Source organism: Pseudomonas sp. Mb7 (assembly GCF_054790525.1).
The window spans coordinates 994964-1020921 of the sequence record NZ_CP186501.1 but is presented as its reverse complement, the minus strand read 5'-3'; the positions used below and the strand labels follow the sequence as shown (position 1 = coordinate 1020921).

Genomic DNA, 25958 nt, shown 5'->3' with positions numbered 1-25958 from the left:
CGATGAAGCTTAATAGCGAACCAGTTTCTCCATCGCCGCGTCTGCCAGAAAGGAGGAGCGGCTTTTGACGTTGTGTTCGCGCACATAACGATCGATGCGCTGAATCACATAACCGGGCAGCGTTACGTTGACCTTCTCGGTCTTGCCGAGATAGGGCGAAATGTCCAGCTCGAGCATGCCCCATCCCATGTCGGCAAAGTCCGGATTACTGCGATGAGCGGATGCCGAAGTCGGCATAGGAATCGACTCCCCGTCCGCCGCAATCTCCTGCAGCATGATGTGGGCGACTTCAACTGCCGCCTTGTAGGCATCTTCAAAGCTATCCCCTGCTGTAACGGCGCCGGGAATATCGGGGATCTGAATACCGATGGCAGTGTTCTCGTCTCCCCACTCGATACAGATTGGATATTGCATTATGGATCTCCTTCGAAACTGGCTGGCGGGTTGTACAACCCGGCACGTCTCCTGATGCTTTTGACTGTCCCCAACGGCAAATCCTTTTTCGGATGAGGAACGGGAATCGTGTAAGGGTTGTAACGGTGCCTGAAAATGTGATGACTGCCGGTAATCCGGTCCAGCGTCCAACCCGCCTCCTCCAGCTCCTTGATCAATAACCTGCTTTGCACCAATCGCCTCCTTGCCCCGGCCCATTAAAAGTAACCCTAGAGTTATCTTTACTCAAGCACGAAAATCCACAGAGCGACGTCCGGTTGTTTTACAGAGTGTGATTGAAACGCTAGATCCTGAGCTTTACGCAGCACTTCCTTGAGCAATTTCTGTGCGAACCCAACAGGCACACAGCAAAACGGCGATCCGAAGATCGCCGTTTGCATTCACTGCCCGAACTGTTTGCCCAATCCCGGTGGCACGCCGTGGATGTTGGTGTCTTCCCACGGGCCGTTGGGGCTGACGGAGCGGCTCCAGCCGTTGTTCCAGCGGTAGTAGGTGCGCTGGCGGTAGAAGGTGTTGGGCTGGTCGTCGAGGACGTAGACGCCGAGTTTCTGATCCCAGTGGCTGTTGCCGCCCGGTGGCGGAGCGAAGCTGGCTGAGGTGCGCGGGACGGGTTTTGCCGGTTTCGCCGGGATGCTTTTGCCTGGGGCCGGCGAGGTCGACGGGGTCGGGCTCGGTTGCGAAGGCGGGATCGGCGGCAGGTTGGTGGTCGGTTCCGGTCGTTGCACCGCACATGCACTCAAGCCCAGGGCCAGTGTGAGGACTGTGATTCGGGCGATGGTGTGCATGGCGGTGCTTTCCTGTTGTGTCCGGTTATTTGTCCGGGCTGTCGATGGTCAGTTTTTGTAGCGCAGTGGTGCTGCTGGCCAGAGGGCCGCTGCGACCGACCCACTCACCGGCGGTCGGTTGGCCGGCGCGGGAGATGCGCGCAACCAGTTGGACTTCAGGGAAGTTCGACAGTTTCAACTGCGGCATCATTGCGTCGGCATCGCCCAGTTCGACGGTCACCGGTAGATCGGCCACGGTTAGACGCTTGGCGGCCAGCGGTGCCGGCGGGCCAGAGGTGGCGCGGGCGAAGATAAACACGCTGTCGCCCGGTTGCACTTTGCTTCTGAGTTCGCTGGCCAGATTGACGCTGACTTTCAACAGCGCGGCTTTCGCGGCTACGGGCGCCTGAGCAACCTTGCCACCGCTGGCTTCCAGACGCTCGGCGGCGCGTTTGATCCCGCCTTGCAGCGCGGCGCGGGAGTTGTCGTCCGGCGGCAATTGCGCCAGCAAGCGGTTCCAGTAATCGATGGCTTCCTGATAACGCTCGCCTTCGAACGCAGCGATGCCGAGCAGACCAAGGCTGGTGACCTCTTTCGGATCGGCCTTCAGCGCCTCGTCAGTCAGGGCCTGAATCTTCGCCGACCACTTTTTGCCATCAGCAAAATACTGCGCCTGCGCCCACTGGCCGAGCAGTTCCGGTTGACGACCGGCCAGATTCGCGGCGCGTTCAAACATCTTCGCTGCGTCCGCCGGACGCTCCTGAGCCATGTAAGTACGACCGAGGAAATACAGGCCTTCCGCAGAGTCCGGTTGCGCCGCGACAGCACGTTCCAGACGCTGGGTCATCTCTTCCATGGACTGCGGTGCTTGGGCGAATTCGCGGGTCAGTTCGACTTTGTCGGCAGCGCCGAAATGCAGATAGAGACCCAGGCCCAACACCGGAACCAGCACAGCCGCCAACAACGGCAAGGGTTTACCCAGCTTGGACACACGCGGTGCGGCAACGCCTTCGGTATCCGCCAGCAACTCACGCGCCGCCTCGGCACGGCCGCTGTCCATTTGTGCCGCGTCGAGTACACCTTCAGCCTGTTGCGATTGCAACTCGGCGACACGCTCCTGATACAGCGCGACGTTCAGGGCAGTGCGATCCTCTTCACGCTGGGCGCGACGCTCACGCAAAACCGGGATCAGCAGAAAACTCAGGGCGACCAGAAGCAACAGCCCTGCGGCAAGCCAGAAATCAATCATTCTTGGTTTTTATCCAACAGTTGGTCGAGGCGCTGACGCTCTTCGCTGGACAGCGCTTGCGGGGTTTCGGCGCGCTGGCCGCGACGACGACGGACAATCACCGCGATCACCACCAAACCACCGAGCAACAGCCCGGCCGGGCCGAACCACAGCAGTGCGGTCTTGGCGTTGAGCGCCGGTTTGTAGCGGACGAAATCACCGTAGCGATCAACCATGAAGTCGATGATCTGCTGGTTGTCCTTGCCCTCGCCGAGCATGCGGAAAATCTCTTTACGCAGGTCCGCGGCAATCGGCGCGTTGGAGTCGGCGATGTCCTGGTTCTGGCACTTGGGGCAGCGCAGTTCCTTGGTCAGTTCACGGAAACGCTCGCGATCACCTTCTTTGGCGAACTCATACGTATCGATCGCGGCATGGGCGACGCCGGCCAGACTCAAGCCCAAAACCACGGCAGCCAGAAAGCGCTTCATGGCTTGGCCTCGTCGACCAGCGCCTGATACTTGGCGGCGAGTTTTTCGCGCCAGACCTGCTCGTCGATCACGCCAACGTACTTGTCACGAATGATGCCCTTGGCGTCGATGAAGAAGGTTTCCGGTGCACCGTACACACCCAGATTGAGGCCCAGCGAGCCCTCTTCGTCGCGGATATCCAGCGCATACGGATTGTGGAACTCGGCCAGCCACTTCAAGGCATCGGCGTTGGTGTCTTTGTAGTTGATGCCGTAGATCACCACGCCACGCTCGGCGAGTTTGTTCAGCACCGGATGCTCGACCCGGCAGGAAATGCACCAGGTGCCCCAGACATTGACCAGCGCCGGTTTGCCGAGAATGTCAGCCTTGGTCAGGGTCTTGTCGCCCTGCACTGCCGGCAACGAAAACTCCGGGAACGGCTTGTTGATCATCGCCGACGGCAGTTCCGCCGGATCGAGGTACAGACCGCGATAAAGAAATACCGCCACCAGCAGGAAAATCGCCAGTGGCACCAGCATCAACCAACGTCTCATGCAGCCGCTCCCGTCATGCCCAGTGCTTCACGCACCTTGGCTTTCACCTTGACCCGATAACGTCGATCCAGCGCCGCCAGCAAACCACCCAAACCTGTGAGCAAACCGCCGAACCAGATCCAGCGCACAAACGGTTTGACGTGCACGCGCACCGCCCATGCGCCATTGTCCAGCGGCTCGCCGAGGGCAACGTAGAGGTCGCGAGTGAAACCAGCGTCGATCCCGGCTTCGGTCATCATCGAACTCTGCACGGTATACAGGCGTTTTTCCGGGTGCAGCACGCTGATTTCCTTGCCGTCGCGGATCACCCGAATGGTGCCCTTGTCGGAGGTGAAGTTCGGCCCTTCGAAGTGCTTGGCGCCTTCAAAGATGAAGTGATATCCGGCCAAGTCCATCGACTCGCCCGGCGCCAGACGCAGATCGCGCTCGGCACTGTTCTGGCTCGACAACACCACGCCCAACGCACACACGGCGATGCCCAGGTGCGCGATCTGCATGCCCCAATAGCTGCGAGTCAGCGTCGGCAGACCTTTGATCAAACCTTTGTGGCGAGTCTTGTCGACAATGTCGCGCGCACCGGCGAGCAACACCCACGCGGCGAGCAGGAAGGTCGCGATCACTGCCCAGTTGAAATCGCCGTAAGCGACACCAGCCACCACGGCCAGCGCGACGCTGCCGAGCAATACCGGGGTCAGCATGCCGGCCAGCCATTTCACCGGCGTGTCTTTCCAGCGCACGATCACGCCGATCGCCATCACCACCATCAGCAATCCCATCAACGGGATGAACAGCGCGTTGAAGTACGGCGGGCCAACCGACATCTTCGCGCCGCTCAGGGCATCGAGAATCAGTGGATAGAGCGTGCCGAGCAGGATCATCGATGCAGCAACGACCAGTACCAGGTTGTTACCCAGCAGCAGGGTTTCCCGCGACCACAGGTTGAAACCGACCTGACTCTTGACTACTGGTGCGCGCAGGGCGAACAGCGTCAGCGAGCCGCCGACCACAAACAACAGGAAGATCAGGATGAACACGCCGCGCTCCGGGTCAGAGGCAAACGCATGCACCGAGGTCAGCACGCCGGAACGCACGAGGAAGGTGCCGAGCAGGCTCAGCGAGAACGCGGCAATCGCCAGCAACACCGTCCAGCTCTTGAACACGCCACGTTTTTCCGTGACCGCCAGCGAGTGAATCAGCGCGGTGCCGACCAGCCAAGGCATGAACGAGGCGTTCTCCACCGGGTCCCAGAACCACCAACCGCCCCAGCCGAGTTCGTAATAGGCCCACCACGAACCGAGGGTAATGCCGATGCCGAGGAAGGCCCAGGCGACGATGGTCCATGGACGCGACCAGCGTGCCCACGCCGCATCAAGGCGACCGCCCATCAATGCCGCGATGGCAAAAGCGAACGCCACCGAAAAGCCGACATAACCCATGTACAACATCGGCGGATGCACGATCAGGCCGATGTCTTGCAACAACGGATTCAAGTCGGCGCCATTGCTGGGCATTTGCGGCAGGATGCGTTTGAACGGGTTGGACGTCAGGATCAGAAACAGCAGGAAACCGGTGCTGATCATGCCCATCACCGCCAGTACACGAGCGAGCATGACTTGCGGCAACTGCCGCGAGAACACCGACACCGCGAACGTCCAGCCGCCGAGAATCAACGCCCACAGCAGCAACGAACCTTCGTGGGCGCCCCACACCGCGCTGAATTTGTAATACCACGGCAACGCGGTATTGGAGTTGTTCGCCACATACGCGACGGAGAAGTCATCGGTCATGAACGCGTAGGTCAGAATGCCGAACGCGAACAGCAGAAAAGCAAACTGGCCCCACGCCGCCGGCTGGGCCAGGCTCATCCAGAAACGGTCGCCACGCCAAGCACCGACCAATGGCACCACGGCCTGCACCAGGGCAAAACACAGGGCCAGAATCATCGCCAGATGGCCGAGCTCAGGAATAAAAATCGTCGACGTCATCGATCAACCCTCCTTCGCAGGCGTTGGTGCCGATTGACCACTGTCTTTCAAGGCTTTGGTCACTTCCGGTGGCATGTACTTCTCGTCGTGCTTGGCCAGCACTTCATCGGCCACCACCACGCCATCGGCGTTGAGCTTGCCGAGGGCGACAATGCCCTGCCCTTCACGGAACAAGTCCGGGAGGATGCCGCGATAGGTGATAGTCACGGATTTGTTGAAGTCGGTGACGACGAATTTGACGTCGAGCGAATCCGGCGAGCGTTGCAGCGAACCCTTCTCGACCATGCCGCCAGCACGGATGCGCGTGTCTTGCGGTGCTTCGCCGTTGGCAATCTGGGTCGGGGTGTAGAACAGATTGATGTTCTGCTGCAGGGCGCTGAGCGCCAGGCCGACGGCAGCGCCGACCCCGACCAGAATGGCCAGAATGATGATCAGACGTTTCTTGCGCAGCGGATTCACTTGCCGTTCTCCCGGCGCAGACGACGCGCCTCTTGTTGCAGATAACGCTTGCGGGCCGCGATCGGCGCCACCACGTTGAGGATCAGCACCGCCAGACAGATGCCGTAGGCCGACCAGACATACAGGCCATGATGGCCCATGGCGAGGAAGTCGCCGAATGAAGCAAAACTCATCGAGCGGCCTCCAGACTGTGCTGCACTTCTTCTTTCACCCAACTGGCGCGGGCCTCACGCTTAAGCACTTCAAGACGCATGCGCAGCAACAGCACGGCGCCGAAGAAGCAGTAGAAACCCAGCACCGTCAGCAGCAGTGGCAGCCACATTTCGGCAGGCATTGCCGGTTTTTCAGTCAGGGTGAAGGTCGCGCCCTGGTGCAGGGTGTTCCACCACTCCACCGAGTATTTGATGATCGGGATGTTGATCACGCCGACGATGGCCAATACCGCACAGGCCTTGGCGGCACTGTCACGGTTGCTGATGGCATTGCCCAGCGCGATCACGCCGAAATACAGGAACAGCAGAATCAGCATCGAGGTCAGGCGCGCGTCCCAGACCCACCACGAGCCCCACGTCGGTTTGCCCCAGATCGCCCCGGTGACCAGCGCGACGGCGGTCATCCACGCGCCGATCGGAGCGGCGCATTGCAGGGCGACGTCGGCCAGTTTCATCTTCCACACCAGCCCGACCACGCCGCACACCGCCAGCATCACGTAGATCGACTGAGCGAGCATCGCAGCAGGTACGTGAATGTAGATGATGCGAAAGCTGTTGCCTTGCTGATAATCCGGCGGCGCGAAGGCCAGGCCCCAAACGACGCCGACGCCAATCAACAGCAACGCTGCGATGCTCAGCCATGGCAAGAATTTGCTGCTGATGCCGTAGAACCACTTGGGCGAGCCGAGCTTGTGAAACCAGGTCCAGTTCATACTGTTTCCATCACGGGTGCCGCTCATCGGTGTGAGCAGTCTCAGGGTCTTTGCTGGTTAAATTTTAACCAGACCTCATTATTCGCCGACGCTGATCTTCAGGCCAGCAGCTATTGCAAACGGTGTCAGGGTGATCGCCAGAGCGGTCAGGCTACCAAGCCACAGCAGATACCCGGTCGCCGGCATGCCTTGGAGGGCTGCCTGCAAAGCGCCACTGCCGAGGATCAACACCGGGATGTACAACGGCAGAATCAGCAGCGCCAGCAACAGGCCGCCACGTTTCAAACCGACCGTCAGTGCCGCGCCCACCGCGCCGAGTAAGCTCAACACCGGTGTTCCCAGCAGCAACGAAAACAGCAAAACCGGCAGGCAGGCGGCAGGTAAACCGAGCATCAACGCCAGCAACGGTGAGAGCAAAACCAGCGCAAGACCGGAGAAAAGCCAGTGTGCCAGCACCTTGGCCAAGACCAGAAGTGGCAACGGGTGCGACGAAAGGACCCACTGTTCCAGGGATCCGTCTTCGAAATCACTGCGGAACAGCCCGTCCAGTGAGAGCAGGACCGACAACAGCGCCGCCACCCAGACTAACCCGGGGGACAGGTTTTGCAACACTTGAGTTTCCGGGCCGACGGCCAGCGGGAACAACGCGATGACGATGGCGAAGAAAATCAGCGGATTGGCCAGTTCCGCCGGGCGGCGAAACAGCAGTCGGGATTCACGGGCAACCAGCAGGCCAAACACACTCATACTGCCCAGTTCCCCAGATCGATATCGCGATAACCGGCCGGCATCCGGCTCAGCGTGTGATGCGTGGTCAACACCACCAGGCCACCGCGTTCGCAGTGTCCAGCCAGATGCTCTTCGAGCTGCGCCACACCCTGTTTGTCGAGGGCGGTGAACGGTTCATCGAGAATCCACAGCGGCGGGCTGTCCAGATACAAGCGCGCCAGCGCCACACGGCGTTGCTGGCCGGCGGACAGGCTGTGGCAGGGAACATCTTCGAAACCGCGTAATCCTACGGCTGCCAAGGCTTGCCAGATGGCGTCGCGCTCGGCGGGATGATGCAGGGCGCAGAGCCAGGAGAGGTTTTCTTCCGGGGTCAGCAAATCCTTGATCCCGGCGGCGTGGCCGATCCACAGCAGGTTGCGTGCGAGTTCGCTGCGTTGTTCGGTCAGCGGCTGGCCATTGAGCAGGACTTGCCCGGCGGTCGGCTGCATCAAACCGGACAACAGGCGTAAAAGGCTGGTTTTACCGCTGCCGTTGGGCCCGCTGATCTGCACCATATCGCCACTGGCGAGTCTCAATTCGAGGTTTTCGAAGAGCAGCCGCAGATCACGTTCACACGCGAGGGCAACGGTTTGCAGGACAGGACTGGTCAAGGGATCACGGGCCTTATACGGTTCAAGTCGGCTCTGGCGCGGCCGTTAAAGAGATGCAGCATAGATGCATTGACGGCTCGATCTAGAGAGCTGGGTCAAACAATTGCTATGTTTTTTATTCGAAGCGCAAGACGGGCGGCATTATACATGTCGTGCCTTACTCTCAAGAGTGCATTTTCCTCAGGTTGTGTCCGCGTATGACAGGCGAAATAAACATCCTCCCGCTCCCGCCCACCCCCCCGGCGACCGTTCGCCCGCAGGTCGGTGAGCTGCTCAAGCTGCTGACCCCGGTCGAAGGCCTGATCGGCGCCGGGCAGAGCGCCAAGGCCGAGGTGTTGTCGCTCAAGCAGGCGGATCAGACTTTTCAGTTATTGCTCAAGGTGACCGTCGACGGCGGCCGCCAGACCACCGTGCAAGCGACCAGCAATCTGCCGCTACCCCAAGGCACCAGTCTGGCGATCACTCAGCCCTCGGCGGGCAATCTGGCGATTACTGTGCAACAAGCCATTGCCAACAGCGTCGCCACCCTCACCCGCATCGACACCGCACAATTGCCGGTCGGCACCCTGCTGCAAGGCAAGGTGCTGACCTCGCAGGCGCTGCCGCAGACGCCGGGGCAGGCAGCGGTGTTCCGCTCGCTGGTCAGTTTGCTCAACACCGCGCAGAGCGGCAGCACACTGACCATCGACAGCCCGCAGCCGCTGCGCATCGGCACTTTGCTGTCGGCGTTGGTCGAAGACGCACAAACCCTGAAATTCCTGCCGATGAGCAGTCGCCAGGAACAACTGGCCGTGAGTCAGCAACTGCTCGGCCAGCAAAGTCGTCAGGCGTCGCTGAGCGGGTTGTTGAACGCGCTGCAAAACCTGCCACCCGCCACCGACCAAACCTCTGCGGATCTACGCGCGGTGGTCGACAAGCTCCTTGCCAGCCTCCCGGACGTGCAACAACTGAGCACTGCCAAAGGCGTGGCCCTTGCCCTGGCCAACAGCGGCGTGTTCCTCGAAGGCAAACTGCTGACCGGGCAGAACCCGACGCTGGCACCGGACATGAAAGCCGATCTGCTCAAGCTGATCGCACAACTGACCCCGGGCCTGCCGAGCAGCACCAGTTTCAACGCAATCATCGCCGCCAACACCCTGGCGCAAGCGCTGCCGAGTTTCGTCCGTAACGCCCTCGGCATGCTCGGCCAGGTCAGCGCCAAACCTGTACCGAGCAGCTTCCCGCTGCCCGACCGCCTGCTGCAAAGTCTGGACGGCGAAGGCGATCTGGAACAGTTGTTGCGCCTCGCTGCTGCCGCTGTTTCGCGCCTGCAAAGCCATCAACTGTCGAGCCTGGAGCAGACCGGCGTCACCGACGATGGGCGCCTGCTCAGCACCTGGCAACTGGAAATCCCCATGCGCAATCTGCAGGACATCGTGCCGTTGCAGGTCAAGTTTCAGCGTGAAGAAGCGCCGGAGCGAGAACCGCAACCCAACGAACGCCGCGACGAGCGCGAGCCCAAGCAGCAACTGTGGCGCGTCGATCTGGCGTTCGACATGGAACCGCTCGGGCCGATGCAGATTCAGGCGCAACTGATCGCCGGCAGCCTGTCCAGCCAACTGTGGGCCGAACGGCCATACACCGCCGAACTCATCGAAAACAACCTGTTTGCCCTGCGCCAGCGCCTGCTCGATCGCGGGCTGAACGTCGGCGACATCGACTGCCACCATGGCACCCCGCCGCAAGGCAACCAAACCCGTCTTGAACATCGCTGGGTCGACGAAACCGCATGAACGACTCCACTGCCCCACGCCAGGCCATCGCCCTCAAATACGACGGCAACCACGCGCCAACCCTCACCGCCAAAGGTGATGACGAACTGGCCGAAGAAATCCTGCGCATTGCTCGCGATTGCGAAGTCCCAATCTACGAGAACGCCGAGTTGGTGCGCTTGCTGGCGCGGATGGAACTGGGCGACAGCATTCCCGAAGAGTTGTACCGCACCATCGCCGAAATCATCGCGTTTGCGTGGAACCTGAAGGGCAAATTCCCCGAGGGGCAGGACCCGAATGCGCCGATGGTCGAGAAGGATGTTACCGAGCGTGGGGATGATTATTAAGCCCTGAAAGCAAAAGATCGCAGCCTTCGGCAGCGCCTACAGGGGAAACGCTAATCCTGATGTAGGAGCTGCCGAAGGCTGCGATCTTTTGATTTTGCTTGCCGCTTGAATCTTCTAGCGACGCGATCGCCCCGGCTCTGACTCGAAGCCCCACCCAGTTATACCGTTCATCGCAACTGTCAGATCTGACAGTTGCGCGAAAAGTCGCGGTTGTCGCCTGATGAAGTGACAGCTCCGATGGAATAGTTCTCGGCGCTGCCCTGACAGGAGTACTCCGATGACTTTGCCCCCCGAGACCGATGAGAACTCCACGGACAGCAATACGCTGGCCCTAGGAGCACCAGATATTCCCGCATGGATTTCACCGATTGGTGGTAATGAGGGTTACCACGGCGGCATTGGCGCCGCCCCCCTTAATGCCGATCTGCTCGTCAGCGTTGATCCGTGGCTCGATAACGCAATAGGCCAAAGGTGCCAGCTCTTCTGGGGCGACGACGTAACTCCCGTACTGACGGAAATCCTCGACACCTCCGAAAAACTTACAGCCCCCGTTTTTTTCCATGTACCGGCGGGCCAGATACTGGATGGAAGGGCGTTTCCGGTTTTTTATCGTATTATCCGTTCCAGCCACAACGAAGCCGACTCGTTCAAGCTCAACATTCTGATCAAGCGAACACTTCCGGGTGGTGTGCTCGATAAACCCGAACCCCAAGGTCATCCCCGCCTGTTGTATAGCTTCATTCCCGATATCGGGAAGGGTGTCGATGCCGCAATGGCAAAAAACGGCATTGTCATGCTTATCGAACCTTATCCGAACATCACGCCATTCGACCGCATAATGGCGCGATGGGGCAATGAAGAACAGGTGATGTTTTATCCCGTCACTCCTGAGCAAATAAGTGACCCGAAAAACCATCCGATTTTAATCTTGTTCGATGAGAAGCTGATCAAGCGTGCGGGGGATGGTAAGCACTCAATTACCTTCCAGGTGATTGATCGCTGTGGCAACCGTCCACATGCCTTTGCCCCTTGGGCCATTCCCACTGAAGTCAGCGTAAACGTGAATCGCATACCTGCACCCACGGTTACAGGCGAACAAGGAGATGTACTGGATCCTGCTTACCTTTCCAGCATTCAGGTTGTTGCCTCAGGTGCCGGTCTATTGGCCGACGACAGCGTCCGCGTTCATTGGCAGGGGCGAATAGAGCGCGAGACTACGCCCAAGACCTATTCAGGAAACGGAGCACTAGAGTTCCCTATACCGTTGGCTTGGGCCAACGAAAGCGACCAAAGCGCGGTCAATGTCACCTTGCGCGTGGCTCGTGGAAGTGCATCGCCCGAGTCCGAGGCTAAATCCTTCACAGTCAAAACCACAATCATCTTGAAGCCCGCCAAAGTCCTGGAAGCCTATGGCGCGCAAGGTGATCGCCTGAAAATGTCCGACATCTACACTGCCAGGCACATAACAGTTCAGATTGAACAATATGTAGGAATGGCGATTGGGCAGACCATTCGTGTCCGTTACGCGTCCGCGCGCCATGTCTACGACAGTGCAATCACACCGGTGACGGCCGTTGGCGCAATGAACCTGAACGTTCCACGCATGGAAGTTGTGGATTCCATAGGCAGTACCGTTCCCGTCAGTTTCACGGTACGTACCTACCCGAACGGCCCATTGCACCGATCCGATCCGCTTAGCCTGGCGGTAGACGCCCAGGAATTCGTGCTGCCCCCTCCAAGGCTTACCCCCGACCAAACCACAGTGACGGTGCGATATCCGGCAATGGCCAACGGATATCAGGCACGCGTCCGTTTGGGCGGAATCATCACCCGCCGGACGCAATGGCAGGATATGAAAACAGGGGTCACTGCAGAGTTTTCAATCCCCGCGGACTGGGTATCAGAAAACAAAGGAAAAACCGTATTGATCAACTACAGCGTGAATCAGATCGGTATCGATGAGCAAAGCCAGTTCTCTCAGGTATTGAGAGTAGAGCTGTAAGCAGTGCAGGCAATCCGCCGCGCACTTGATGTCCCCCAAAAGGAGTTAAAGAGATGAGTACTGAACTCAATGCATTGGACCTTACTGCCCCCAAAGTTCTGGAGGCCTACGGTGCTGACGGTAAACGTCTGAACTTCAACGACGTTTATAACAGCACACATGTCAATGTGCAGGTGCCACACTACGTCGGCATGCTCGGCGGGCAAACCGTGAGGGTACGCTGGACAAATGGCCGTTATAAATATGACACCGAGACACTGACCGTAGGCATCCCCGGAAAGCTGAACTTTAGAATTCCTCGCCTGGAAGTTATCGATTCCATTGACAGCCTTGTCACTGTCAACTATAGCGTCCGCCCGACCCCTGGCGCGCCGCTGCTCATTTCCAAATCACTCTCATTGAGTATCGACCCACAACTATTTGATCTCAGTCAGCCGCGACTTTCCGCAGACAGAAAAAATGTAACCGTCAAGTTCTTGAACATGACTTCCGGTTATACCGTAAGAGTAAGGTGGCATGGCGTGGTGGTCCGGGATACCGAGAGCCAGCCGATTCAAAACAGTTCGTCGATGACCTTTAACATTCCGGCACACTGGGTAACAGAAAATGCGGGCAAGGTCGTGCCGATAAACTACAGCGTTCACCGCTCAGGCTCTAACGATAATCTAATGTTTTCTCGTGTATTGCGCGTCACGCTTTGAATCCCCCCGAAAAAAAAGGCATAAAGTGCAGATAATCCACACCTTATGCCTTTCAACCTCAATCGCGACGAGCGCGCTTAACGTCCTTTCACCGCTGTGGCCTGATCTGCTTCATGAAAACTGAACGCGGCCGCTGCCCCGGGTGCAAGATCCACTCTGATAACAGGCAACACATCACCGGTCATGTTGAAATAGTCCTGCTGGATGTACTTGGCCCCCGTCACCCCTGAACCACCGTCTTGGCGTTGAAGATAGAAAAACGCGTAAAGCGGTAGTTGCTTCGGAATATCCTGGGGCCAAAGAGACATGATTATCTCGTTGTGCTGTGGGCGCTCACCCGCAGGCGGCTCAAAATGAGCTCGCGCTTCAAGGCTGATGGCAAACTGTTCAACACTAGAAGTGAATCCACATTGATGTTTATTTCTGTTTGAAAAAGATCCGGAACCCGCCACTGATCGATAATGTGTTTTCCACTTCTCTAGAGTGGTGACACCTTCTTCGGGGCAGGAACGACTGTTGGCGGGATAGGAACTGTGCGCTCCACAACCACCAACGCCTGCGCGGTACCAACTCGCGGCATCCGTAGGAAACGAGCACAGTAGGCTGATCGGATAGGTGCCCAGCCGCTCTGCAGTGGCGAAGTCCTTGAAAATAAAACCGTGAAGATCTCCCCACGCCAGTTTTGTGATGCCTAAATCCTTACGCAGGTAAGAAAAAGGAACCCCTTTCTTGTTGATTGCCGTAGGGCTTGGATTCCAGGAATGGTAAGACGGCTTGGCCCCAGTGGTACGCACTATCACACCACTGCAATAATACGCAGGCTTTGCGCTACAGTTATTTGAAACATTGTTGTATCGGCTGTTCAGCCTTTCCGCGACCAACTGACCGAATCGTTGATCTTTCGCATCAAAACTGAATATCTGCTTGTTGGCTGCGGCCATATTGATTTTCACAATAGGGACGTACAAAGACGTCTCAAGATAATACTCACGTTGAAATTTCTGCGCGTCCGCCAATTTAGCCGGTGATGAAGCCTCGTAAAACACGGCCTCGACTGGAAGTTTCTCAGGCTTGCTTTCATCCCAGGTTTCAACCAGGACCTCAGTGGGCTTGGCCGTCCACGTTGCATCCATGAGCTTGTGTGCTTCCAGACTAGCCTTGAATTGCGCAGCGACAACCGTACTTAACGAACATTGGTTCTTTGGCAAAGAATCATGTTCCTTGAAATTTTTCAACCATGCCGCAGCCGTAGTGGGAGAGCCCCATAACTTTGCACAATTGGCAAGATCAGGATCCGCTTGTGCCACTTTCGGTGCAAATCCACAACCGTGGTCTGCCCGTTCATTGAGTGATTCGGTCGGAAAAGGGAAAATACAACGCAGACTCACGGCCTTACCCACCGCCAATGCTGAAGTCTGGTCCTTCAAGATAAAGCCGCTTTTTCTGTTTCCGTTAAGTGCAGTACTACCGACATCCGAGCGGATATAAGTGAATGCAACGGATCCAAGCTTTGTCGCCTGTGAACCATAATCCCAGAATTTGAAAAATGTGCTGTAGTCTACCGCCCGCAAAAGAACACCGGAACAATAATAGGCAGGAGTGCCATTTGAACACTGCGCAACATTGTTTTGATATTTTGCATTCAAGTCTGCCACTAACGCCGGACCAGACATGGCATTAACAGCAGCGGAAAAAACTAAAGTCAAGAACAGTAAGAGTTTCATATTCACACCCTGATGAAGTTGATTTCATCTTGAGTATGTTGAGCATCGAAGATTGTTATCTACTGTCAGATCTGACAGTCCCGACAGGCGGTACTTTATGCATAAATGAAAAGATCGCAGCCTTCGACCGCTCCTACATCAGGATTAGCGTTTCCCCTGTAGGCGCTGCCGAACGCTGCGATCTTTTGATATTGCTTGCCGCTATAAGCTCGAAGCTCTTAGCTGCCCTTATGTAACTTGCGCATCAACTCCGCCTCAGCCTGGGTCAACCCACACGACTGAGTCAGTTCATCCACGCTTGCGCCCATGCCCACCAGTTTCGCCGCCTGGGCGAATGACAGGCTCGACGGGTCGCGTTGTTCAAGCGCGACAATCTTGTCCGGCAACGGATTCACCACCGCGCGCAACTCGTGCAGGGCGTCGCCCATGCGCACGTTGCCGTTCTGGTAGTCGTCGACACGCTTGGCCAAGTCTTTGATGCGCTGGTCACGCAACGCATCGCCCTGAGCCTGTTGCGCAGCGATCACCCGCTGCGCCTTGATGTACGACACAAACATTGCCAGTGTGCCTGCCCAGAAGAGGAACAGGACAATGACCGCGACCTCGAGAATCAATCAGATGCTCTCCAGTTCCGACCATTCTTCTTCGCTCATCATCTTGTCCAGCTCGACCAGGATCAGCAACTCGTTGTTCTTGTTGCACACGCCCTGGATGAACTTGGCCGACTCTTCGTTGCCAACGTTCGGCGCCGTCTCGATTTCCGACTGACGCAGATAAACCACTTCGGCCACGCTGTCGACCATGATGCCGACGACTTGCTTGTCGGCTTCGATGATGACGATACGGGTGTTGTCGCTGATCTCACCGGTGCTCAGGCCGAAGCGCTGACGGGTGTCGATCACGGTGACCACGTTACCGCGCAGGTTGATGATACCCAGCACGTAGCTTGGCGCGCCCGGCACCGGAGCGATCTCGGTGTAGCGCAGCACTTCCTGAACGCGCATTACGTTGATGCCGTAAGTCTCGTTGTCCAGTTTGAAGGTCACCCATTGCAGGATCGGATCTTCAGAACCTTTTGCATTCGTCGCCTGACTACTCATACCCTGACCCCTCGAAAAAACCGCTCTGAGCGGTGTGTGTTCTGTGTGGCGGCATTCAACAATGCCGTCGCCTGATTGTTATGTCGGCTGCTATGTCGGTTTATGTAGCGGCTTGTGGCCGCCGAGGTGCTTTGCCCCACCGCTGGCGATCAACTCGGCCAGTGCGGAAACGTCAAGCAATGCACACATGTGCTCAATCACGGTGCCGGCGAGCCATGGCCGCTGACCCCGGTGACTTCTCCATTTGATTTCATTCGGGTCCAGACGCAACGAGCGGCTGACCTGATGCACCGCCAGCCCCCACTCGTAACCTTGTACCGAAATCACGTACTGCAGGCCCTGACGGAAGTCATCGCGGTAGCGATCCGGCATGACCCAGCGCGCGGTGTCCAACACTTTCAAATTACCGGCCTGGCTCGGCAGGATGCCGAGGAACCATTCCGGCTGACCGAACAGCGGCGTCAGCTCGTGGCCGGCCAGCGAGTAGATCGAGCCGAGGCACACCAGCGGCACCGCGAGGGTCAGCCCGGCGACGTCGAACAGCAGGCATTCGAACGCTTCCGAGGCCCAGGCCGGGCGACCATCGGTTTCCACCGCTGGCGGCGTATTGCTCGGCGGCAGATGTACCTCCACCAGCGGCGGGACCAGCGTCTGTTCGACAGGCGCGGGTGCAACCGGAGCTGGGGCCGGTTCGACCACTGCCGGTTCCGGCGCGGTTTTCAGCAATTGGGTTTGCAGCAGCGGTGCCAATGTCGAGACCGGCGCGCGAACCGGCTCGGCTTCTTCAATCAATGTAACCGATGCCTTGGCGACCGGTGCGGCGGCAGGCGCAACAACCGGTGCGACAGGTTTGGCAGCCTTCTGCGCGTCACGCGCCTGCTCTTCCAGCACTGCGGCCTGAAACTCGTCCAGCGCCTCGGTACTTTCTTCGACAACTTCGACTGGCGTCGGCAACGCGTCAGGAATTTCCTGGAGCAAACTGTCCAGATACGACTGCAAGGCCAACTGCGGCTTCGACGTCAACTTCAAAGGCCGGTTCATGCACAGTCCCCTGTAGGAGCTGCCGCAGGCTGCGATCTTTTGATCTTTTCAGGAGCGCCACTAAGCAAGATCAAAAGATCGCAGCCTGCGGCAGCTCCTACAAGGTTCAACGTCATTCAAGCCACCTGCGGAACAAGTTGTTGCGCCAACAGATGCTTGAGCAGCGCGCGATACGCCAGCACGCCACGGCTCTTGCCGTCGAATTGCGAAGGCGTGACACCGGCACGGCTGGCGTCGCGCAGACGGGTGTCGACCGGGATGTAACCCTGCCAGATCTCGTCGGGGAATTTGTCGCGCAGCACGCGCAAGGTATGCATCGATGCCTGGGTACGACGATCAAACAGGGTCGGCACGATGCTGAACGGCAGCGCCTGTTTGCGCGAGCGGTTGATCATCGCCAGGGTGTTGACCATGCGTTCCAGGCCTTTGACGGCCAGGTGTTCGGTCTGCACCGGGATCACCAGTTGCTGGCTCGCCGCGAGGGCGTTGACCATCAGCACGCCGAGCAACGGCGGGCTGTCGATGACGGCGTAATCAAAGTCCTGCCACAGCTGCGCCAGACTCTTGGCGATCACCAGACCCAAGCCACTCTGTCCCGGCGACTGCCGCTCAAGGGTTGCCAACGCGGTGCTCGATGGCAGCAGGGAAATGCGTTCGTCGCTGGTCGACAACAGCAACTGCCCCGGCAGGCCTTGCGGCACGCTGCCCTTGTGCAGAAACAGGTCGTAATTGCTGTGTTCCAGGCTGTCGGGGTCATAGCCGAAATAGCTGGTCATCGAGCCGTGCGGGTCGAGATCGACCACAACCACGCGCTTGCCCGCCTCCGCCAGCAATCCGGCTAAAGCGATGGAAGATGTGGTTTTACCGACACCACCCTTTTGATTGGCGACTGCCCAGACTCTCATTCGGTTCGTTCCTCCCGGCCGATATGCTCGACCGAGACATAGCTCAGCGTGTTAATGCGGGTGACGGAGAATTGACGGCACTCTCGCGTCCCGGCGTCTTGACCGGGGTCGGTGCAGTTTGTGTGCCAGCACGCTTCAACGCAGCATCCGGTTGCGCATGGGCGGTTCCAGTGCCGGTCAGGCTGCGGCGCACATCGAGGTTTCGCGACACCACCAGTACGACGCGACGGTTCTTCGCGCGGCCTTCAGCGGTGGCGTTGTTGGCCACCGGCTGAAACTCACCGTAACCCACTGATGCCAGGCGACCAGGGTTGACGCCCTGCATCGCCAGCATGCGCACGATGCTCGCCGAGCGCGCCGAGGACAGCTCCCAGTTGGTCGGGTACTGCGCAGTGCGGATCGGTTGATCGTCGGTGAAACCTTCGACATGGATCGGGTTATCGAACGGTTTCAGAATCGCTGCAACCTTGTCGATGATGTTGAAGGCGATGTCACTCGGCATGGCGTCGCCGCTGCCGAACAACAGGCTGGAGTTGAGCTCGATCTCGACCCACAACTCGTTGCCGCGCACGGTCATCTGATTGGAGCTGATCAAATCGCCGAACGCGGCGCTGATGTCATCGGCGATGCTTTTCAGCGGATCGCTGGCACCGGCAATACCGGCGTCAACCTGCTCAGCGTCCTTGACCAGCGGCTTGGCCGGGGTCACGGTCTTCGGTCGTTCATCGCCAATCGGGATCGGTTTGAGCGAGCGGTCGGAGTCGGTGAAGACGCCGATCAGCGCTTCGGAAATGACTTTGTACTTGCCTTCGTTGATCGACGAAATCGAGTACATGACCACGAAGAACGCGAACAGCAGCGTGATGAAGTCAGCGTAGGAAACCAGCCAGCGTTCGTGGTTTACATGCTCTTCCTGGTGGCGACGACGTGCCATGAGGTTATTCCCTTAATCCATGAAGCCTTGCAGCTTCAACTCAATGGAGCGAGGGTTTTCACCTTCGGCGATCGACAAGATCCCTTCCAGCAACATTTCGCGATAACGCGACTGCCGCAACGCGATTGACTTCAGCTTGGCCGCCACTGGCAGCAACACCAGGTTGGCACTGGCCACGCCGTAAATGGTCGCGACGAAGGCCACGGCAATGCCGCTGCCCAATTGCGTCGGATCGGCGAGGTTGCCCATCACGTGGATCAGGCCCATCACCGCACCGATGATGCCGATGGTTGGCGCGTAGCCGCCCATGCTTTCAAAGACTTTCGCCGCTTCGATGTCACGGGCTTCCTGGGTGTAGAAGTCCACTTCGAGGATGCTGCGGATCGCTTCCGGCTCGGCGCCATCGACCAGCAGTTGCAGGCCTTTGCGCGAGTAGTTGTCAGGTTCGGCATCAGCCACGCCTTCCAGACCCAGCAGGCCTTCCTTGCGCGCGGTGAGGCTCCAGTTGACGACGCGATCGATACCACCGGCCAGATCGACCCGTGGCGGAAACAGGATCCACGCCAGAATCTGCATGGCGCGTTTGAACGCGCTCATCGGCGATTGCAGCAGTGCGGCACCGATGGTGCCGCCCAGTACGATCAATGCCGCCGGGCCGTTGGCCAGCGCACCGAGGTGACCACCTTCAAGGTAGTTACCACCGATGATGGCGACGAACGCCATGATGATCCCGATAAGGCTTAAAACATCCATCAGAGACACGCCTCGACAATGTGCTTGCCGATGTCGTCGAGGCTGTACACCGCGTCGGCGAGGTCGGCTTTAACGATGGCCATCGGCATGCCGTAGATCACGCAGCTTGCCTCATCCTGTGCCCACACCGCGCTGCCGCCCTGCTTGAGCAGACGCGCGCCTTCACGGCCGTCGGCGCCCATGCCGGTCAACACCACCGCCAGAACTTTGTCGCCGTAGGATTTCGCCGCCGAACCGAAGGTGATGTCCACGCACGGCTTGTAGTTCAGACGTTCGTCGCCCGGGAGGATTTTCACCGCGCCACGGCCGTCGATCATCATTTGCTTGCCACCCGGTGCGAGCAACGCCAGGCCCGGACGCAGGATGTCGCCATCCTCGGCTTCCTTGACGCTGATGCGGCAGAGCTTGTCGAGACGTTCGGCGAAGGCCTTGGTGAACGCTGCCGGCATGTGCTGGATCAGCACGATCGGCGCCGGGAAGTTCGCTGGCAACTGAGTCAGCACGCGTTGCAAGGCAACCGGGCCGCCAGTCGAGGTACCGATGGCAACCAGTTTGTAGGCCTTGCGTTTCGGCGCGGGCGACGAAGCGCTGGCGGCCGGGGCGCGAGTCGGCGCTGGAGCTGGAGCCGGACGCGTTGGTGCACTGGTGCTGTGGCTGCTGAAGCTCGACGCTGCCGGAGCAGGCGTCGGCGCTGGTGCCGCAACCGGCGCAGGCGCGCTGTAAGCACTGAAACGACGATTACTGCGCGAGATGCTATGCACTTTCTCGCACAGCAGTTGCTTGACCTTCTCGGGATTGCGCGAGATGTCTTCGAAATTCTTCGGCAGGAAATCCACCGCGCCGGCGTCCAGCGCATCCAGGGTGACCCGGGCGCCTTCGTGCGTCAGCGAGGAGAACATCAACACCGGGGTCGGGCAGCGCTGCATGATGTGCCGCACCGCCGTGATGCCGTCCATCATCGGCATCTCGTAGTCCATGGTGATCACGTCCGGCTTGAGCGCCAGCGCCTGATCAATCGCCTCTTTACCGTTGGTTGCGGTGCCGACCACCTGGATGCTCGGATCCGCTGAAAGAATTTCCGAGACGCGGCGGCGGAAAAAACCCGAATCGTCCACCACCAGGACTTTGACTGCCATAAACACTCCATTAGGTGCAGCGGGACGTTGTCGCCCCGCCGCCCCGGATTCAAATACGCCGTGCGGCGTAACGCTTGAGCATGCTTGGAACATCGAGAATCAGCGCGATGCGGCCGTCACCGGTAATGGTGGCGCCGGACATGCCCGGAGTGCCCTGCAGCATTTTGCCCAATGGCTTGATGACCACCTCTTCCTGACCGACCAGTTGATCGACGACGAAGCCGATCCGCTGGGTGCCCACCGAAAGGATCACCACGTGGCCTTCACGCTGCTCTTCGTGAGCGGCGGAGCTGACCAGCCAGCGCTTGAGGTAGAACAACGGCAGCGCCTTGTCCCGCACGATCACCACTTCCTGGCCGTCGACGACGTTGGTGGTCGACAGGTCGAGGTGGAAGATTTCGTTGACGTTGACCAACGGGAACGCAAACGCCTGATTGCCGAGCATGACCATCAGGGTTGGCATGATCGCGAGGGTCAGCGGCACCTTGATGACGATCTTCGAGCCCTGGCCCTTGGTCGAGTAAATGTTGATCGAACCGTTGAGCTGGGAAATCTTGGTCTTCACCACGTCCATGCCGACACCGCGGCCGGACACGTCGGAGATCTCGGTCTTGGTCGAGAAACCCGGGGCGAAAATCAGGTTGTAGCACTCGGTATCGCTCAGGCGATCGGCTGCGTCCTTGTCCATCACACCGCGTTTTACCGCGATGGCGCGCAGGACGTTCGGGTCCATGCCTTTGCCGTCATCGGAAATCGACAACAGGATGTGGTCGCCTTCCTGCTCGGCGGCCAGAACAACACGACCGCCACGGGCCTTGCCCGATGCCTCGCGCTCTTCCGGCGACTCGATGCCGTGGTCAACAGCGTTGCGCACCAAGTGGACCAGCGGGTCGGCCAGGGCCTCGACAAGGTTTTTGTCGAGGTCGGTTTCTTCGCCCACCAGTTCCAGGTTGATCTCTTTCTTGAGCTGACGCGCGAGGTCGCGAACCAGACGCGGGAAGCGCCCGAAGACCTTCTTGATCGGCTGCATCCGCGTCTTCATCACCGCGGTCTGCAAGTCAGCCGTGACCACGTCGAGGTTCGACACGGCCTTGGACATGGCTTCGTCGCCGCTGTTGAGGCCCAGGCGCACCAGACGGTTACGCACCAGCACCAACTCGCCGACCATGTTCATGATTTCGTCGAGACGCGCGGTGTCAACCCGCACGGTGGTCTCGGCTTCGCTAGCCGGTTTTTCCGGTGGCGGCGCAGCGGCGGCACGGGCCGGAGCCGGTGCAGCAGCGGCAGCCGGTTTCGGCGCTTCGGCTTTCGGCTCAGGCTTGGGAGCTGCCTTTGGCGCAGCAGCCGGAGCGGCCGCAGCCTTGGCGGCAGGCGCAGCCACCGTGGAAGCAGCGCCGGCAGTCGCGGCGCCAACGTCAGTGAACTTGCCTTTGCCGTGCAATTCGTCGAGCAGCGATTCGAACTCGTGATCGCTGATCAGATCGCTGCCGGCTGCGGCGGCTGCCGGCGCGGCTGGCGCAGCCGGTGCCGAGGCGATCGCCGATTCCAGTGCTTCAACGGCAAAGTTGCCCTTGCCATGCAGTTGATCGAGCAGGGCTTCGAATTCGTCGTCGGTGATATCCGAGCTGTCGCCCGCCGCCGGGGCTACCGCAGCCGCTGCGGTCGGAGCCACGGCATCCGCCGCGAACTGGCCTTTGCCATGCAACTGATCGAGCAAAGACTCGAACTCGGCGTCAGTGATTTCGTCGCTCGCGGCTTCAGCCGCCGTTTGCGCAGGTGCAACAGCGGCCGGGGCTTCAGCTTCAGCCTTGACGGCGTTCAGCGAGTCCAGCAGTTGTTCAAATTCGTTATCGGTGATGTCGCCAGACGCGTCGCCTTCGACGACCAGTTCTTCGATCATCTCGGCCACCGGCGATGCCGGGGCGGCATCCGCCGATTGCGGTTCGGCCAGACGCGCCAGGGCGGCCAGCAGTTCCGGGGTGGCAGCGGTGATCGGTGCACGCTCACGGACTTCGCTGAACATGCTGTTCACCGCGTCCAGTGCTTCGAGGACAACGTCCATCAGTTCTGCATCAACGCGACGCTCACCCTTGCGCAGGATGTCGAACACGTTTTCGGCGATGTGACAGCACTCCACCAGCTCATTGAGCTGAAGGAAGCCGGCGCCCCCTTTTACAGTGTGGAAACCGCGAAAAATTGCGTTGAGCAGATCTGCGTCATCCGGACGGCTTTCCAGCTCGACCAGTTGTTCGGACAGTTGCTCAAGAATCTCGCCGGCCTCAACCAGGAAATCCTGAAGGATCTCTTCATCGGCGCCGAAGCTCATTAATGGGGTGCTCCTACAGGTCTAAAAACCCAAAAAACCTAAAATTCCACAACTCTAGAATCCGAGGCTGGATAACAAATCGTCCACATCGTCCTGACCGGACACAACGTCTTCTCGTTTATCGGCATGAATCTGCGGACCTTCACCCTGCGAGAGATGTTTTTGTGGATCTTTTTCTGCAAGCATCGCGGCGCGGTCATGTTCGATGCCCGCAAAGCGGTCGACCTGACTGGCCATGAGGACGAGTTTGAGCAAATTGCTTTCGACTTCGGTGACCAGTTGGGTCACACGCTTGATCACCTGACCGGTCAGGTCCTGGTAATCCTGGGCCAGCAGGATGTCGTTGAGATTGCTCGACACCGCACGGTTGTCCGTGCTGCTGCGTGACAGAAAACCGTCGACCCGGCGCGCCAGCTCGCGGAACTCTTCAGCCCCGACCTCGCGTCGCATGAAGCGACCCCAATCGGCGCTCAAGGTCTGCGCTTCATCAGCCAGACTGTTGACCACCGGCGTGGCGCTTTCCACCAGATCCATGGTGCGGTTGGCCGCGGCCTCTGTCAGCTTGACCACATAGCCCAGGCGTTCGGTGGCGTCGGTGATTTGCGACACTTCCTCGGCCTGCGGCATGTTCGGATCGATCTGGAAGTTGACGATCGCACTGTGCAGTTCACGTGTGAGCTTGCCGACTTCCTGGTACAGGCCACGGTCACGGGTCTGATTGAGCTCATGGATCAGTTGCACAGCGTCGCCGAACCTGCCTTTTTCAAGGCTTTCGACCAGTTCGACCGCGTGTTTTTTCAGGGTCGACTCGAAATCGCCCTGTGAAGATTCGTTATGCTCCATAGCTCCCCCGCGCGTTCATCAGCCGATGCGTTCGAAAATCTTCTCGATTTTGTCTTTCAACGCCTGAGCCGTGAAAGGTTTGACTACGTAGCCGTTTACACCGGCCTGAGCGGCTTCAATGATCTGCTCGCGCTTGGCTTCTGCAGTCACCATCAGCACTGGCAGGTGCTTGAGTTTTTCATCGGCACGCACGTGGCGCAGCAGGTCGATACCGGTCATGCCCGGCATGTTCCAGTCCGTTACCAGAAAGTCGATGCTTCCGCTGTTGAGCACTGGAATGGCAGTCACGCCATCGTCAGCCTCGACGGTGTTGGTGAACCCAAGATCACGCAGCAGGTTCTTGATGATCCGCCGCATCGTTGAGAAGTCATCAACGATGAGGATTTTCATGTCTTTGTTCAATTCGACCTCCAAGCAGTCTTAAACGCGCCCAGCACCTGGACGCGCCACTTCAATCAATCGGCGCAGCACTCGAAGACTGTCTGGAGCACAACAGAGCAAGACCGGTGCCGTTCATCACCGCACCAGCCTCGTTCGCAGTGTCCCCACACTGCCTTCAGCGCGCTCGCCACTCCCCCAAACGCCCCCGCAAACGGGCCGCGCACTGGCTGTGTAACTGGCTGACCCGCGATTCACTGACGCCAAGGACTTCACCGATCTCCTTGAGGTTCAGCTCTTCGTCGTAGTACAGCGCCAACACCAGTCGCTCACGCTCCGGCAAATTGGCAATCGCGTCCGCCAACGCTGCCTGGAAACGTTCATCTTCCAGATCGCGTGACGGCTCCATATGAGCACTCGCGCCATCCTCGTGCAGCCCTTCGTGTTCGCCGTCCTGCAACAGGTCGTCGAAACTGAACAGGCGACTGCCCAAGGTGTCATTCAAAATCCCGTAGTAATCGTCGAGACTCAATTGGAGTTCGGCCGCAACCTCGTGATCTTTAGCATCACGGCCGGTTTTAGCTTCAATTGAGCGAATCGCGTCGCTGACCATACGGGTATTGCGGTGAACCGAGCGTGGCGCCCAGTCCCCTTTGCGCACTTCGTCGAGCATCGCACCGCGGATTCGTATGCCCGCGTACGTTTCGAAACTGGCGCCTTTGCTGGCGTCGTATTTGGTCGAGACTTCAAGCAGGCCGATCATCCCGGCCTGGATCAGGTCTTCGACCTGCACACTCGCCGGCAAGCGCGCCAGCAAGTGGTAGGCAATGCGTTTGACCAGTGGCGCGTAACGCTCGATCAACTCGTACTGCGCGTCACGTGCCGACTTCTTGTAGTAGTTCATACCGCTTGCGGTCATAGCACGGGCCCTGCCGTTTGCTGCACGAGGCGCTCGACGAAAAACTCAAGATGGCCACGCGGGTTGGCGGGCAGCGGCCAGGTGTCGACCTTCTGCGCGATCGCCTTGAACGCCAGCGCGCACTTGGAACGCGGAAAGGCTTCGTACACCGCGCGCTGCTTCTGCACCGCTTTACGCACGCTTTCGTCGTAAGGCACGGCGCCGACGTATTGTAGGGCCACGTCAAGAAAGCGATCCGTGACCTTGGTCAACTTGGCGAACAGGTTGCGCCCTTCCTGCGGGCTCTGCGCCATGTTGGCGAGGACGCGGAAGCGGTTCATGCCGTAATCGCGGTTGAGCAGTTTGATCAGCGCGTAAGCGTCAGTGATCGAGGTCGGCTCATCGCAGACCACCAGCAACACTTCTTGCGCGGCGCGAACAAAACTGACTACCGAGTCACCAATACCCGCAGCAGTGTCGATCACCAGTACATCGAGATTGTCACCGATGTCGCTGAACGCCTGAATCAGGCCGGCATGTTGCGCCGGGCTCAGGTGCACCATGCTTTGCGTGCCGGACGCCGCCGGCACAATGCGAATGCCACCGGGGCCTTGCAACAGCACGTCGCGCAGCTCGCACCGGCCTTCGATGACGTCGGCCAGCGTGCGTTTAGGGGTCAGCCCCAACAATACGTCAACGTTCGCCAGACCCAGGTCGGCGTCCAGCAGCATGACCCGACGGCCAAGCTCTGCCAGCGCCAGCGACAAGTTCACTGACACGTTAGTCTTGCCGACGCCACCTTTGCCGCCGGTCACCGCGATCACCTGTACGGGATGCATGCTGCCCATGTTATTTCTTTACCTTGTCTTGCATAGACGGAGGCCACATTACTGGCTGCGCGTTCA

Annotated in this window: 29 protein-coding genes; 4 read left to right on the top strand and 25 right to left on the bottom strand. The window is 59.0% G+C overall.

The window, feature by feature from the left end; all coding sequences use genetic code 11:
• Nucleotides 1–9: 9 nt before the first annotated feature.
• From ACOYXH_RS04670 to ccmA, 12 genes are all read right to left on the bottom strand, one after another.
• Complete coding sequence (locus ACOYXH_RS04670; RefSeq protein ID WP_064390887.1) at nucleotides 10–414, bottom strand: type II toxin-antitoxin system HicB family antitoxin; 405 nt, start codon at nucleotides 412–414, stop codon at nucleotides 10–12.
• A complete protein-coding gene (locus ACOYXH_RS04665; RefSeq protein WP_095050205.1) occupies nucleotides 414–626 on the bottom strand; it encodes a type II toxin-antitoxin system HicA family toxin in 213 nt (70 codons plus the stop codon). Before ACOYXH_RS04665 ends, ACOYXH_RS04670 begins: the two co-directional genes overlap by 1 nt.
• A 207-nt stretch (nucleotides 627–833) precedes the next feature.
• The gene (locus tag ACOYXH_RS04660) at nucleotides 834–1238 is read right to left on the bottom strand and encodes a hypothetical protein (protein WP_460410293.1); all 405 of its coding nucleotides are present in this window, start codon (nucleotides 1236–1238) and stop codon (nucleotides 834–836) included.
• Between the two features lie 25 nt (nucleotides 1239–1263).
• Nucleotides 1264–2466, bottom strand: a complete 1203-nt coding sequence (gene ccmI, locus ACOYXH_RS04655) for a c-type cytochrome biogenesis protein CcmI (protein WP_095050204.1) — start codon at nucleotides 2464–2466, stop codon at nucleotides 1264–1266.
• Nucleotides 2463–2933, bottom strand: a complete 471-nt coding sequence (locus tag ACOYXH_RS04650; RefSeq protein ID WP_095050203.1) for a cytochrome c-type biogenesis protein — start codon at nucleotides 2931–2933, stop codon at nucleotides 2463–2465. Before ACOYXH_RS04650 ends, ccmI begins: the two co-directional genes overlap by 4 nt.
• The gene (locus tag ACOYXH_RS04645) at nucleotides 2930–3466 is read right to left on the bottom strand and encodes a DsbE family thiol:disulfide interchange protein (RefSeq protein WP_093439831.1); all 537 of its coding nucleotides are present in this window, start codon (nucleotides 3464–3466) and stop codon (nucleotides 2930–2932) included. Before ACOYXH_RS04645 ends, ACOYXH_RS04650 begins: the two co-directional genes overlap by 4 nt.
• Entirely contained in the window at nucleotides 3463–5451 is a 1989-nt protein-coding gene (locus ACOYXH_RS04640) for a heme lyase CcmF/NrfE family subunit (RefSeq protein ID WP_095050202.1), read from the bottom strand. The genes ACOYXH_RS04645 and ACOYXH_RS04640 overlap by 4 nt, the downstream gene beginning before the upstream one ends.
• Before the next feature lie 3 nt (nucleotides 5452–5454).
• Nucleotides 5455–5910, bottom strand: a complete 456-nt coding sequence (gene ccmE, locus ACOYXH_RS04635; RefSeq protein ID WP_085699419.1) for a cytochrome c maturation protein CcmE — start codon at nucleotides 5908–5910, stop codon at nucleotides 5455–5457.
• Entirely contained in the window at nucleotides 5907–6083 is a 177-nt protein-coding gene (gene ccmD, locus ACOYXH_RS04630) for a heme exporter protein CcmD (protein ID WP_003222944.1), read from the bottom strand. Before ccmD ends, ccmE begins: the two co-directional genes overlap by 4 nt.
• Nucleotides 6080–6835 carry a heme ABC transporter permease gene (locus ACOYXH_RS04625; protein ID WP_016987487.1) on the bottom strand — a complete coding sequence of 252 codons (756 nt, stop codon included), beginning with the start codon at nucleotides 6833–6835 and terminating at the stop codon, nucleotides 6080–6082. Before ACOYXH_RS04625 ends, ccmD begins: the two co-directional genes overlap by 4 nt.
• A 78-nt stretch (nucleotides 6836–6913) precedes the next feature.
• Nucleotides 6914–7582 (bottom strand): heme exporter protein CcmB, encoded by a 669-nt coding sequence (gene ccmB, locus ACOYXH_RS04620; RefSeq protein ID WP_008083427.1) that lies wholly within the window; start codon nucleotides 7580–7582, stop codon nucleotides 6914–6916.
• Nucleotides 7579–8214, bottom strand: coding sequence for a cytochrome c biogenesis heme-transporting ATPase CcmA (gene ccmA, locus ACOYXH_RS04615; protein ID WP_034151524.1), 636 nt, complete (start codon nucleotides 8212–8214; stop codon nucleotides 7579–7581). Before ccmA ends, ccmB begins: the two co-directional genes overlap by 4 nt.
• 197 nt (nucleotides 8215–8411) lie before the next feature.
• Between ccmA and fliK the strand changes: the two genes are divergently transcribed.
• The 4 genes from fliK (at nucleotide 8412) to ACOYXH_RS04595 (ending at nucleotide 13015) form a co-directional block, all read left to right on the top strand.
• A complete protein-coding gene (fliK, locus tag ACOYXH_RS04610; RefSeq protein ID WP_460410292.1) occupies nucleotides 8412–9986 on the top strand; it encodes a flagellar hook-length control protein FliK in 1575 nt (524 codons plus the stop codon).
• Nucleotides 9983–10312 (top strand): EscU/YscU/HrcU family type III secretion system export apparatus switch protein, encoded by a 330-nt coding sequence (locus tag ACOYXH_RS04605; RefSeq protein ID WP_095050198.1) that lies wholly within the window; start codon nucleotides 9983–9985, stop codon nucleotides 10310–10312. The genes fliK and ACOYXH_RS04605 overlap by 4 nt, the downstream gene beginning before the upstream one ends.
• A 277-nt stretch (nucleotides 10313–10589) precedes the next feature.
• Complete coding sequence (locus ACOYXH_RS04600) at nucleotides 10590–12314, top strand: hypothetical protein (RefSeq protein WP_460410291.1); 1725 nt, start codon at nucleotides 10590–10592, stop codon at nucleotides 12312–12314.
• Between the two features lie 53 nt (nucleotides 12315–12367).
• A complete protein-coding gene (locus tag ACOYXH_RS04595; RefSeq protein ID WP_095126512.1) occupies nucleotides 12368–13015 on the top strand; it encodes a hypothetical protein in 648 nt (215 codons plus the stop codon).
• 77 nt (nucleotides 13016–13092) lie between these two features.
• On the opposite strand, the gene ACOYXH_RS04590 is transcribed toward ACOYXH_RS04595, so the two are convergent.
• From ACOYXH_RS04590 to fleN, 13 genes are all read right to left on the bottom strand, one after another.
• A complete protein-coding gene (locus ACOYXH_RS04590) occupies nucleotides 13093–14739 on the bottom strand; it encodes a hypothetical protein (protein ID WP_258709440.1) in 1647 nt (548 codons plus the stop codon).
• A gap of 218 nt (nucleotides 14740–14957) precedes the next feature.
• Nucleotides 14958–15353: a DUF2802 domain-containing protein gene (locus ACOYXH_RS04585; protein ID WP_220558329.1), complete on the bottom strand. Its 396-nt coding sequence runs from the start codon at nucleotides 15351–15353 to the stop codon at nucleotides 14958–14960.
• Nucleotides 15354–15839: a chemotaxis protein CheW gene (locus ACOYXH_RS04580; RefSeq protein ID WP_095050193.1), complete on the bottom strand. Its 486-nt coding sequence runs from the start codon at nucleotides 15837–15839 to the stop codon at nucleotides 15354–15356.
• 90 nt (nucleotides 15840–15929) lie between these two features.
• Entirely contained in the window at nucleotides 15930–16880 is a 951-nt protein-coding gene (locus ACOYXH_RS04575; RefSeq protein WP_460410290.1) for a CheW domain-containing protein, read from the bottom strand.
• A gap of 116 nt (nucleotides 16881–16996) precedes the next feature.
• The gene (locus ACOYXH_RS04570; RefSeq protein ID WP_008077691.1) at nucleotides 16997–17785 is read right to left on the bottom strand and encodes a ParA family protein; all 789 of its coding nucleotides are present in this window, start codon (nucleotides 17783–17785) and stop codon (nucleotides 16997–16999) included.
• 43 nt (nucleotides 17786–17828) lie between these two features.
• Nucleotides 17829–18719, bottom strand: a complete 891-nt coding sequence (gene motD, locus ACOYXH_RS04565) for a flagellar motor protein MotD (protein WP_093439795.1) — start codon at nucleotides 18717–18719, stop codon at nucleotides 17829–17831.
• Between the two features lie 12 nt (nucleotides 18720–18731).
• A complete protein-coding gene (locus ACOYXH_RS04560) occupies nucleotides 18732–19472 on the bottom strand; it encodes a flagellar motor protein (protein WP_003222929.1) in 741 nt (246 codons plus the stop codon).
• A complete protein-coding gene (locus ACOYXH_RS04555) occupies nucleotides 19472–20608 on the bottom strand; it encodes a protein-glutamate methylesterase/protein-glutamine glutaminase (RefSeq protein ID WP_095050191.1) in 1137 nt (378 codons plus the stop codon). Before ACOYXH_RS04555 ends, ACOYXH_RS04560 begins: the two co-directional genes overlap by 1 nt.
• 49 nt (nucleotides 20609–20657) lie before the next feature.
• The gene (locus ACOYXH_RS04550; RefSeq protein WP_095050190.1) at nucleotides 20658–22934 is read right to left on the bottom strand and encodes a chemotaxis protein CheA; all 2277 of its coding nucleotides are present in this window, start codon (nucleotides 22932–22934) and stop codon (nucleotides 20658–20660) included.
• A gap of 54 nt (nucleotides 22935–22988) precedes the next feature.
• Complete coding sequence (locus tag ACOYXH_RS04545; protein WP_007920000.1) at nucleotides 22989–23777, bottom strand: protein phosphatase CheZ; 789 nt, start codon at nucleotides 23775–23777, stop codon at nucleotides 22989–22991.
• Between the two features lie 18 nt (nucleotides 23778–23795).
• On the bottom strand, nucleotides 23796–24167 hold the full coding sequence (locus tag ACOYXH_RS04540; protein WP_161986607.1) for a chemotaxis response regulator CheY: 372 nt from the start codon (nucleotides 24165–24167) through the stop codon (nucleotides 23796–23798).
• Between the two features lie 166 nt (nucleotides 24168–24333).
• Nucleotides 24334–25074 carry an RNA polymerase sigma factor FliA gene (gene fliA, locus ACOYXH_RS04535; protein WP_093439777.1) on the bottom strand — a complete coding sequence of 247 codons (741 nt, stop codon included), beginning with the start codon at nucleotides 25072–25074 and terminating at the stop codon, nucleotides 24334–24336.
• Complete coding sequence (fleN, locus tag ACOYXH_RS04530) at nucleotides 25071–25901, bottom strand: flagellar synthesis regulator FleN (RefSeq protein ID WP_003222917.1); 831 nt, start codon at nucleotides 25899–25901, stop codon at nucleotides 25071–25073. The genes fliA and fleN overlap by 4 nt, the downstream gene beginning before the upstream one ends.
• Between the last annotated feature and the right edge of the window lie 57 nt (nucleotides 25902–25958).

Coding starts and splice junctions, on each gene's coding strand:
- ACOYXH_RS04580 (WP_095050193.1), bottom strand. CDS start 15,839: ATGAGTAGTCAGGCGACGAATGCAAAAGGTTCTGAAGATCCGATCCTG.
- ACOYXH_RS04590 (WP_258709440.1), bottom strand. CDS start 14,739: ATGAAACTCTTACTGTTCTTGACTTTAGTTTTTTCCGCTGCTGTTAAT.
- ACOYXH_RS04660 (WP_460410293.1), bottom strand. CDS start 1,238: ATGCACACCATCGCCCGAATCACAGTCCTCACACTGGCCCTGGGCTTG.
- ACOYXH_RS04625 (WP_016987487.1), bottom strand. CDS start 6,835: ATGAACTGGACCTGGTTTCACAAGCTCGGCTCGCCCAAGTGGTTCTAC.
- ccmI (WP_095050204.1), bottom strand. CDS start 2,466: ATGATTGATTTCTGGCTTGCCGCAGGGCTGTTGCTTCTGGTCGCCCTG.
- fliK (WP_460410292.1), top strand. CDS start 8,412: ATGACAGGCGAAATAAACATCCTCCCGCTCCCGCCCACCCCCCCGGCG.
- ACOYXH_RS04605 (WP_095050198.1), top strand. CDS start 9,983: ATGAACGACTCCACTGCCCCACGCCAGGCCATCGCCCTCAAATACGAC.
- ACOYXH_RS04545 (WP_007920000.1), bottom strand. CDS start 23,777: ATGGAGCATAACGAATCTTCACAGGGCGATTTCGAGTCGACCCTGAAA.
- ACOYXH_RS04640 (WP_095050202.1), bottom strand. CDS start 5,451: ATGACGTCGACGATTTTTATTCCTGAGCTCGGCCATCTGGCGATGATT.
- fliA (WP_093439777.1), bottom strand. CDS start 25,074: ATGACCGCAAGCGGTATGAACTACTACAAGAAGTCGGCACGTGACGCG.
- ACOYXH_RS04570 (WP_008077691.1), bottom strand. CDS start 17,785: ATGAGAGTCTGGGCAGTCGCCAATCAAAAGGGTGGTGTCGGTAAAACC.
- ACOYXH_RS04575 (WP_460410290.1), bottom strand. CDS start 16,880: ATGAACCGGCCTTTGAAGTTGACGTCGAAGCCGCAGTTGGCCTTGCAG.
- ccmD (WP_003222944.1), bottom strand. CDS start 6,083: ATGAGTTTTGCTTCATTCGGCGACTTCCTCGCCATGGGCCATCATGGC.
- ACOYXH_RS04600 (WP_460410291.1), top strand. CDS start 10,590: ATGACTTTGCCCCCCGAGACCGATGAGAACTCCACGGACAGCAATACG.
- ACOYXH_RS04670 (WP_064390887.1), bottom strand. CDS start 414: ATGCAATATCCAATCTGTATCGAGTGGGGAGACGAGAACACTGCCATC.
- ACOYXH_RS04560 (WP_003222929.1), bottom strand. CDS start 19,472: ATGGATGTTTTAAGCCTTATCGGGATCATCATGGCGTTCGTCGCCATC.
- ACOYXH_RS04595 (WP_095126512.1), top strand. CDS start 12,368: ATGAGTACTGAACTCAATGCATTGGACCTTACTGCCCCCAAAGTTCTG.
- ACOYXH_RS04555 (WP_095050191.1), bottom strand. CDS start 20,608: ATGGCAGTCAAAGTCCTGGTGGTGGACGATTCGGGTTTTTTCCGCCGC.
- ACOYXH_RS04550 (WP_095050190.1), bottom strand. CDS start 22,934: ATGAGCTTCGGCGCCGATGAAGAGATCCTTCAGGATTTCCTGGTTGAG.
- ACOYXH_RS04650 (WP_095050203.1), bottom strand. CDS start 2,933: ATGAAGCGCTTTCTGGCTGCCGTGGTTTTGGGCTTGAGTCTGGCCGGC.
- ACOYXH_RS04540 (WP_161986607.1), bottom strand. CDS start 24,167: ATGAAAATCCTCATCGTTGATGACTTCTCAACGATGCGGCGGATCATC.
- ccmB (WP_008083427.1), bottom strand. CDS start 7,582: ATGAGTGTGTTTGGCCTGCTGGTTGCCCGTGAATCCCGACTGCTGTTT.
- fleN (WP_003222917.1), bottom strand. CDS start 25,901: ATGGGCAGCATGCATCCCGTACAGGTGATCGCGGTGACCGGCGGCAAA.
- ACOYXH_RS04645 (WP_093439831.1), bottom strand. CDS start 3,466: ATGAGACGTTGGTTGATGCTGGTGCCACTGGCGATTTTCCTGCTGGTG.
- motD (WP_093439795.1), bottom strand. CDS start 18,719: ATGGCACGTCGTCGCCACCAGGAAGAGCATGTAAACCACGAACGCTGG.